Consider the following 8,233-nt stretch of genomic DNA (forward strand, 5'->3'; position numbering starts at 1 on the left):
TCGGGCGCACTGGCGGCCGGTAATCGGGCGCGCGTGCACGATGCGGTGGTGCTGAAAACCCTAGGTGCGACGCGTCGTACGCTGATCGCGGCCTTCTCGCTCGAATATTTGCTTATAGGTTTGGCAACGGCAGTGTTCGCGCTGCTGGCCGGCGGGGTGGCTGCCTGGTTTGTCGTCGCGCAGGTCATGGGCCTGCCGTCGAGCTTTTTGCCGGAAGTGGCGGTGACGACCGTTGTCGTCGCGCTGGTCATGACGGTCGGCTTCGGTTTGATCGGCACCTGGCGGGTGCTTGGACACAAGGCAGCCCCCGTTTTGCGCAATCTTTGAGTGTGTTTTTGGGTAGGCAATCGTTAACCGTGCGGGGCTGTAGGTTGCTTTTCACCCGCGAACTGTTGCCGCAGGTGCATTTCCCGCGATGACGGGTCTTGTCCTGAACACAAACTGACATCATATTTGATGCACGCATGCTGGTATCCCGCCAGCGGCGCACGGCCTTTCGGCCGTCACCGGACGGGATTTAAGCCAGAAAGGGGTAACTATGGCTGACCTTCGTAACTATCAGGCCCGCGCTACGCCCGGCGTGCGCGCGGACGCGGCCATCGACGAGGGCCTGCGCGCCTACATGATTCGCGTCTACAACCTTATGGCGCTCGGCCTGGCGATCACCGGCCTTGCAGCCTTCGGCGCGTTCAACCTTGCCATTGCCGACGGCCAGCTCACGGCCTTCGGCCAGCTCATTTATGCCAGCGCCTTCCGCTGGGTTGTCATTCTCGCGCCGCTCGCTCTGGTGTTCTTCTTGAGTTTCCGCATCCAAAGCATGAGTGTCGGGGCGGCACAGACGACCTTCTGGGTCTACTCGGCCTTGGTCGGTCTTTCCCTGTCGACAATCTTCCTCGTCTATACGGGCGAGAGCATTGTCCGTACCTTCTTCATCACCGCCGCGTCGTTCGGTGCGCTGTCACTCTGGGGATACACCACCAAGCGTGATCTTTCGGGTATGGGATCGTTCCTGTTCATGGGTCTGATCGGCATCATCATTGCCTCGATCGTGAACATCTTCCTCGGCTCCTCGGCACTGCAGTTCGCCATTTCGGTGATCGGCGTGCTGGTGTTCGCCGGCCTTACGGCCTACGACACCCAGCAGATCAAAGAGATGTACTATGAGGGCGACGACGCCACCGTGTCCGGCCGCAAGGCAATCATGGGTGCGCTGCGTCTCTATCTCGACTTCATCAACCTGTTCATGTTCCTGCTGCAGTTCCTCGGCAATCGCGAGTAGCGAGCGTGAACGCTTGAACGACGATACGAAAGGGCGGCTTTTTGAGCCGCCCTTTTTTGATCTCAGTTCCAGACCGTCAATCGGTTTTCCATGTTACCAACGATCCGCACAGCCAGCCTGGACGATGCTTCCGCCATCACCCGAATCTATGCCCATGCCGTTGCCGACGGCACGGCGAGCTACGAACTCGAGCCGCCGGGTGAAGCGGAGATGCGTGAGCGCATGGAGGCGCTGCTTCGCAACGGCTATCCCTACATCGTCGCCCAGGAGGGCGATGCACTGCTCGGCTATGCTTATGCGGGGCCGTTTCGTCCGCGGCGGGCGTATCGTTTCATGGTCGAGGATTCGGTCTATCTGGCGCCCGATGCGCAAGGGCGCGGCATTGGACGTATCCTGCTGGATCGGCTTGTCGAGGCCTGTGCGCAGCGCGGTTTCCGGCAGATCGTCGCTGTGATCGGAGATGGTGGCGAGAAGAGCGCTTCTGTGAAACTGCACCGGGCAGTCGGGTTCGAGGATGCCGGCATTCTGCGCGGAAGCGGTTACAAGCACGGCCGCTGGCTCGACACGGTGTTCATGCAGCGCACATTGAACGAAGGTGCGGATGCGCCGCCGGATCCCGATTCCATACCCGAGCGATTGTTTCGCGGAGAAGCTGTCGACTAATTTGCGGCGTCAGGTGACAAGTTTCAATTTCTTGTCGAACACCGCGAGCACACGCGCCAATTCATGGCCGCGTTTCAGGATGGCGCCGGTGGCCGCGACCACGCTGTACGCCCCCTGCTTTCGTGTAAGCTTGGGATCCTTGACGATCTGAAAGAGGGGAACTTCGCTGGTGCGCCGAAAGACGGAGAAGACCGCTCTGTCCTTGAGATGATCGATGGCATAATCGCGCCATTCGCCGGCGGCGACCATACGCCCATAAATGCGTAGAATCTGGTCCAATTCGCGCCGCTCGAACGTTACGGGAAGGCCGGAGCGTTCCCTGCGCGCCTCGTGCAGCGGAATCAATATCCCGGAGCCGTCCCTATCCTCCCCCGCGCTGCCGTAATCGGTCATTGGCTGTACCTCATGACGATTTGGTGACGAGGAAGGTTCGCTCGCCACAGACCGAATTGCAAGCCCCGCATTTCTCCTGGAATATCGCGTCTTCATCGGGGACGTCGCCAAGGGATGGCGGTTGTGTCGATTTAACCTTTCTTGATGGGGTTGCCACATTCGGAGTGGGTAGGCGTCATTCACCTTGCCGAGCTTCGATCTACATGGCTGCAAGCCTCAATCGTTAGCCGGTAGTCACAAATCAGGACCGTTTGTCGGAATTGGTGATGACTTGCCTTTTTCTTGCCGCATTTTGTCCAAGCTCACGCCCCATTGTGCCGCGACGATCCCACCGTTGCCTGAGACGGTTCGGTCCGGACACGGATCCCGAAAACCCCAAGCCCCCCCGCCCTCGGGGTCATGACCGGATCGAACCAACTCGGACCCCCGAGCGAGGCAACGGTCCCAAAAGATCAAAACCGGTGCTGAATGACTCAGCGCCGGTTTTTCTTTTGGGGCCTCCGCGCGAGGACGTCATGGATTCATGGCAATCGCGCCCAGAATTGCCCCCGGTCGGCCCTGGTCGTCCACGCGCTGCACCAGGACGGCACAACCATTGCCTTTGCGCATCAGTTCGCTCTTCGGCATTTCAATGCTTTTGGCGGTGCCGTCCCACATGCCGACGGTTTGAATCTGGTTGACCGCATTGCGGTATTCGATGGTTCGCCCACGATTCTCGCCGGCACGGATCTCGACCGTTGCGCTCGGCGTAAAGTCCACGAAGACTACGTGGGCGTTAACGGGACCGCCGCGCAGGCCTTCAGAGGGCGCACCGATGTCGATCACGATGCTGTCACCCGTGTCGCGCATCGACAGAGCCACCTGAAGACCGTTCGCTGTGCCGGCCATATCTTCCAGGATCGACATGACCTTGCCGCGATCCGCGCCATTCATGTCGCGGCGTCCGTTGACAATCGCCTGGGGTGTGTAGACGGAGGCTTTCTGCAGAGACTGGGCATACTTTCTCTGGCGCTCTGTGTTGGCGGCGCTTCCGAGCGCGTCCCGCCAGCCAAGGTAGTCCCAGTAGTCGACGTGGTAGGAAAGCGAAATCACGTCTGCGCGATTCGCCAACTCGGCGAGCACGGCATCGGCGGGCGGACAGGAGCTGCAGCCCTGACTCGTGAAAAGCTCCACAACACCGACCGGCCGGGTGGCGTCCCGAGCCTCTGCCGCGCCGGCAAGGGCGAAAATGCCTAAAGCCGCAGCCAGTAAATGGCTGCGTGTCATGAGCCGAAACATGCACTCTCCGTTCGGAATCTGAAGCGGTTTTGCTTAGTCGCAAGCACTATAGGTGTGGCAAAGCCTCAACAAGAAGTCACGTTCCGGTGAGACATGCCTGCGAACGGTCCGGACGGTTGAAACGAAAAGACCGCCGGCATATGCGCCGGCGGTCCCGTTGGAGCGATTGTCCGTTGGCCTATGCGGCCAGATCGCGCAACACATACTGCAGAATGCCGCCATTCTTGAAATATTCCAGCTCATCCAGCGTATCGATACGGCAGAGAAGCGGAACCTCCTTCACCGCGCCGTCGGCGTAGGTGATCTTGGCATTCATCTTGGCGCGCGGCTTGATGGTCTCAAGACCTTCGATGGTGACCGTTTCGTCGCCCTTCAGGCCGAGTTTTTCCCAACTGGTCTCCTCGGCGAAAACGAACGGGATGACACCCATGCCCACCAGGTTGGAGCGGTGAATGCGCTCATAGCTCTCGGCGATCACGGCGCGCACACCAAGCAGATTGGTGCCCTTGGCAGCCCAGTCGCGCGAGGAGCCGTTGCCGTACTCGCCGCCGGCGAAGACCACCAGCGGCACGCCCTCCTTGCGGTACTCCATGGCTGCGTCGTAGATCGACATCTCCTCCTTGGAGGGATAGTGGATCGTGTAGCCGCCCTCGGTGCCGTTCTCGCCCAGCATGTGGTTGCGGATGCGGATGTTGGCGAAGGTGCCGCGCATCATCACCTCATGGTTGCCGCGACGCGTACCGTACTGGTTGAAGTCGGCAACGCCGACGCCATTGTCCATCAGATACTTGCCGGCGGGCGACTGCGCCTTGATGGAGCCGGCCGGCGAGATGTGGTCGGTGGTGATCTTGTCGCCGAACAGGCCGAGCACGCGAGCGCTCTTGATGTCGCTGATATCGCCGGTCGTCTTCTTCATGCCGGCGAAGTAAGGCGGATTTTGCACATAGGTCGACTTGTCGTCCCAGGCATAGGTCTCGCCTTCCGGCACCTGCACGGCCTGCCAGTTCTCGTCGCCGGTGAAGACCTCGGCATACTTCTTCTCGAACAGATCGCGGGTGACATGCTCCTGGATGAACTTCTGGATCTCCTGATTGGAAGGCCAGATATCCTTCAGGAACACGTCATTGCCGTCCTTGTCCTGGCCGATGGGCTCGCTGGTCAGATCCTTTGTCACCGAGCCGGCGAGCGCGTAGGCGACGACCAGCGGCGGTGAGGCCAGATAGTTGGCCTGCACGTCGGGCGAGATGCGGCCCTCGAAGTTGCGGTTGCCGGAGAGAACGCCGGCGGCGATCAGACCCTTGTCGTTGATGGTCTTGGAGACCGGGCCCGGCAGGGGGCCGGAATTGCCGATGCAGGTCGTACAGCCGAAGCCGACAAGGTTGAAGCCGATCTGATCGAGCTCCTTCTGCAGGCCGGATTTGTCCAGATACTCGGCGACCACCTGCGAACCGGGGGCCAGAGAGGTCTTCACCCAAGGCTTCTGCTTGAGGCCGAGGCGGTTGGCGTTGCGGGCCAGAAGCCCGGCGCCGATCAGCACGCTCGGATTCGAGGTATTGGTGCAGGAGGTGATGGCGGCGATCGCCACGTCGCCATGGCCGAGGTCGTAATCCTCGCCTTCCACCTGCCAGCGCTGCTCGAGCGTGGACGGGTCTTTCTTGTATTCCTTCTCGAGCGATTCGGCGAAGCCGGAGGCGATGTTATCGAGCGGGATGCGGCCTTCCGGACGCTTGGGGCCTGCCATGGACGGCACGACCTCTCCGAGATCGAGCTCGAGCGTATCGGTGAAAACCGGATGCTCGGTGCCCGTCTCGCGGAACATGCCCTGCGCCTTGCAGTAGGCTTCCACCAGCGCGATGCGTTCCTTCGAGCGGCCGGAGACGTTCAGATAGTTCAACGTTTCCGAATCGACCGGGAAGAAGCCGCAGGTCGCGCCATATTCCGGTCCCATATTGCCGATGGTCGCGGCGTCGGCCAGCGTCAGATGGTCGAGACCGTCGCCGAAGAACTCGACGAATTTGCCGACAACGCCCTTCTTGCGCAGCATCTGCACGACGGTCAGCACCAGATCGGTGGCCGTAACGCCTTCCTTCAGCTTTCCGGTGAGTTTGAAGCCTATGACCTCCGGCAGGAGCATGGAGATCGGCTGGCCGAGCATGGCCGCTTCCGCCTCGATCCCGCCGACGCCCCAGCCGAGCACGCCGAGGCCGTTGATCATCGTGGTGTGCGAATCGGTTCCAACACAGGTATCGGGATAGGCAATCGTCTTGCCCTCCTCATCCTTCGTCCAAACGGCCTGACCGAGATATTCGAGGTTCACCTGATGGCAGATGCCGGTGCCGGGCGGCACGACACGGAAATTCTTGAAGGCTTTCTGGCCCCATTTGAGAAAGCGGTAGCGTTCGCCGTTGCGCTCATACTCAAGCTCAACGTTGCGCGAAAACGCTTTCGGCGTGCCGAATTCGTCGACGATGACGGAGTGGTCGATGACAAGGTCGACGGGCACCAGCGGATTGATTTTCTGCGGGTCGCCGCCGAGCGACACCATGGCATCGCGCATGGCAGCAAGATCGACCACGGCGGGAACCCCGGTGAAGTCCTGCATCAATACGCGGGCTGGGCGGTAGGCGATCTCATGACCGGCCGTACCCCGGTCCTCGAGCCACGCCGCGACTGCTTCGATATCGGACTTGGTGACCGAACGTCCGTCTTCGTTGCGCAGCAGGTTCTCGAGCAGCACCTTCATGGAGAAGGGCAAACGGGAGATGCCCTCCAGACCGTTCTTCTCGGCCTCCGTGAGGTCGAAATAAACATACTCGGCATCCCCAACCTGGAGGGTGCGACGGCAATTGAAACTGTCAAGAGATTTGGTCACGGGCGATCCTATCCTGTTCTGCTATCCGAAACGGGAACGGACTCCTCGAGGCATCACGCGCAAAAGGTGCGGGTACGGTCATTTCCGCTGTCCGCCCCCAAGCGTCCCGGCCGTTCAAGGCGGCGCGCGCGCGGGTATCGGCACAAAGAGTTACACGCCGACCGCTGGCGTGGTTGAGGCGGATATAGAGAATTTTGTAGAAGAGTTCTAGAGTGCGAGGCGGCAAATCTGCCGTGTCGCGAAAAATTCAGGATAATATCTTTGCCGAATGACGACGACATGATGCGGCTCGCCGCCGATGGACTAGGCGGCGAGCGTGGCGGCGAAACCGTGTTCTCCGGCCTCTCCTTTACGCTTGAAGCCGGTGAGTCGCTGCTGGTGACAGGGCCGAACGGGGTCGGCAAATCGACGCTTCTGCGCGTTTTGTGCGGCCTTTTGCCCGCCACGGAAGGCACGGTGCAGTTCTACGGTGGCGAGGACGGTTTTCCCGATCTTGCTTCTGCTTGCCACTATCTCGGTCATCGCAATGCGATGAAGGCCGAACTCGGCGTGGAGGAGAATCTGCGATTCTGGCAGGATTATCTGGGCCATCCGCACTTGCCGCCCTTCGAGGCGCTGGAGATGGTGGGACTTGGCGATATCGGGCATCTGCCGTTCGGCTATCTTTCCACTGGCCAGCGACGGCGCGCATCCATCGCCCGGCTTTTGGTCAGCTACCGGCCCGTCTGGCTGCTGGACGAGCCCACATCCGGCCTCGACAAGGCATCCGAAGCGCAATTCGCCGACTTGATGGGAGTGCATCTGGAGGATGGCGGAATGATCATTGCCGCGACACACCTGCCGCTCGGCCTGCAGGACGCGCGGACGCTGAGAATGGGGGAGGTCGGCTGATCATGCAGGCTTTCGTCTGGTTTGCCCGCCCATGCTAGCGCTTTTCCGACGCGAGCTGCAGATCGGTGTGCGTGCCGGGACCGGTGCGCTTACCGGTGTGTTGTTCTTTCTCGCCGTGGTCGCTGTCATTCCCTTCGGCGTGGGGCCGGACCTTAATCTTCTGGCGCGTATCGGCCCGGCCATTTTGTGGATAGGCGCGCTTCTGGCCGCTCTCCTGGGGCTCGAGCGCCTCTTCCAGGCCGACCGGGAGGACGGTTCGCTGGATCTGATGCTTTTGGCAGACAGCCGGCATATGATCGCCCTGACCGTGTTCGTGAAATGCCTCGCGCATTGGACCGTAAACGTCCTGCCGCTGGTGGCGGTGACACCGTTGCTCGGTCTGTTCATGAATATGGAACCGCTGGGCATTCTCGCGACGACTGCGACGCTCGCGGTTGGCACGCCGGCCATAACCTTCATTGGCGCGGTGGGCGCAGCGCTTACAGTGGCATTGCCGCGCGGTGGGCTTCTCGTCTCGGTGATGGTTCTGCCCCTCACCATCCCGGTTCTGATCTTCGGCGTGGCCGCGGCGCGGGGGGCCGTCGCCGACCCCGACCCGTTTTCGCCGCCTTTCCTCATTCTTGCCGCGCTGATGCTGTTCTTTGCGGTCATCGGGCCGCTGGCCGCGTCCCTTGCATTGCGCTGGGGTGGCGATTGATGTGCGGCAATCGATTCGATTGCGGAACAGGACGTGCAACGCTATGGGTTCAGGCATGACAAACGCCACCCCGCAAGCCTCCACGCTTTCCGGCCGCCTGACGGCGCTCGCAAACCCGACGCGCTTTCTGGCGCTGGCCGATACGCTGGTGCCGTGGCTC

The 8,233-nt window shown here is 61.1% G+C and carries 8 protein-coding genes; 5 read left to right on the forward strand and 3 right to left on the reverse strand.

Annotated elements, in window-relative coordinates; translation table 11 throughout:
* The 3 genes from QZ638_RS20615 to QZ638_RS20625 all read left to right on the forward strand — a co-directional run.
* Positions 1-327, forward strand: a 327-nt coding sequence (locus tag QZ638_RS20615; RefSeq protein ID WP_295813862.1) for an FtsX-like permease family protein, incomplete at its 5' end; no start/stop codon positions are given.
* A gap of 211 nt (positions 328-538) precedes the next feature.
* Positions 539-1,279 carry a Bax inhibitor-1/YccA family protein gene (locus QZ638_RS20620; RefSeq protein ID WP_295813864.1) on the forward strand — a complete coding sequence of 247 codons (741 nt, stop codon included), beginning with the start codon at positions 539-541 and terminating at the stop codon, positions 1,277-1,279.
* A gap of 90 nt (positions 1,280-1,369) precedes the next feature.
* Positions 1,370-1,942 carry a GNAT family N-acetyltransferase gene (locus QZ638_RS20625; RefSeq protein WP_295813866.1) on the forward strand — a complete coding sequence of 191 codons (573 nt, stop codon included), beginning with the start codon at positions 1,370-1,372 and terminating at the stop codon, positions 1,940-1,942.
* Positions 1,943-1,951: 9 nt separating this feature from the next.
* On the opposite strand, the gene QZ638_RS20630 is transcribed toward QZ638_RS20625, so the two are convergent.
* The 3 genes from QZ638_RS20630 to acnA form a co-directional block, all read right to left on the reverse strand.
* Positions 1,952-2,335 (reverse strand): DUF2794 domain-containing protein, encoded by a 384-nt coding sequence (locus QZ638_RS20630; protein WP_295813868.1) that lies wholly within the window; start codon positions 2,333-2,335, stop codon positions 1,952-1,954.
* A 513-nt stretch (positions 2,336-2,848) separates the two neighbouring features.
* Positions 2,849-3,613, reverse strand: coding sequence for a DUF1223 domain-containing protein (locus QZ638_RS20635; RefSeq protein ID WP_295813870.1), 765 nt, complete (start codon positions 3,611-3,613; stop codon positions 2,849-2,851).
* A gap of 178 nt (positions 3,614-3,791) precedes the next feature.
* Positions 3,792-6,485, reverse strand: a complete 2,694-nt coding sequence (gene acnA / locus QZ638_RS20640; protein ID WP_295813872.1) for an aconitate hydratase AcnA — start codon at positions 6,483-6,485, stop codon at positions 3,792-3,794.
* A gap of 282 nt (positions 6,486-6,767) precedes the next feature.
* On the opposite strand from acnA, the gene ccmA reads away from it, so the two are divergent.
* Both ccmA and ccmB read left to right on the forward strand, forming a co-directional pair.
* Positions 6,768-7,376, forward strand: a complete 609-nt coding sequence (ccmA, locus tag QZ638_RS20645; protein WP_295813877.1) for a heme ABC exporter ATP-binding protein CcmA — start codon at positions 6,768-6,770, stop codon at positions 7,374-7,376.
* A 31-nt stretch (positions 7,377-7,407) separates the two neighbouring features.
* Positions 7,408-8,073, forward strand: coding sequence for a heme exporter protein CcmB (ccmB, locus tag QZ638_RS20650; protein ID WP_295813874.1), 666 nt, complete (start codon positions 7,408-7,410; stop codon positions 8,071-8,073).
* Positions 8,074-8,233 lie beyond the last annotated feature (160 nt).

It is taken from the genome of uncultured Nitratireductor sp. (genome assembly GCF_913053745.1).
In the GTDB taxonomy this organism is placed as follows: domain Bacteria; phylum Pseudomonadota; class Alphaproteobacteria; order Rhizobiales; family Rhizobiaceae; genus Nitratireductor.

Bases quoted from the DNA above. Each gene is read 5' to 3' on its own strand.
- QZ638_RS20635 (WP_295813870.1), bottom strand. From the start codon at position 3,613: ATGTTTCGGCTCATGACACGCAGCCATTTACTGGCTGCGGCTTTAGGC.
- ccmB (WP_295813874.1), top strand. From the start codon at position 7,408: ATGCTAGCGCTTTTCCGACGCGAGCTGCAGATCGGTGTGCGTGCCGGG.
- QZ638_RS20625 (WP_295813866.1), top strand. From the start codon at position 1,370: ATGTTACCAACGATCCGCACAGCCAGCCTGGACGATGCTTCCGCCATC.
- QZ638_RS20620 (WP_295813864.1), top strand. From the start codon at position 539: ATGGCTGACCTTCGTAACTATCAGGCCCGCGCTACGCCCGGCGTGCGC.
- QZ638_RS20630 (WP_295813868.1), bottom strand. From the start codon at position 2,335: ATGACCGATTACGGCAGCGCGGGGGAGGATAGGGACGGCTCCGGGATA.
- ccmA (WP_295813877.1), top strand. From the start codon at position 6,768: ATGCGGCTCGCCGCCGATGGACTAGGCGGCGAGCGTGGCGGCGAAACC.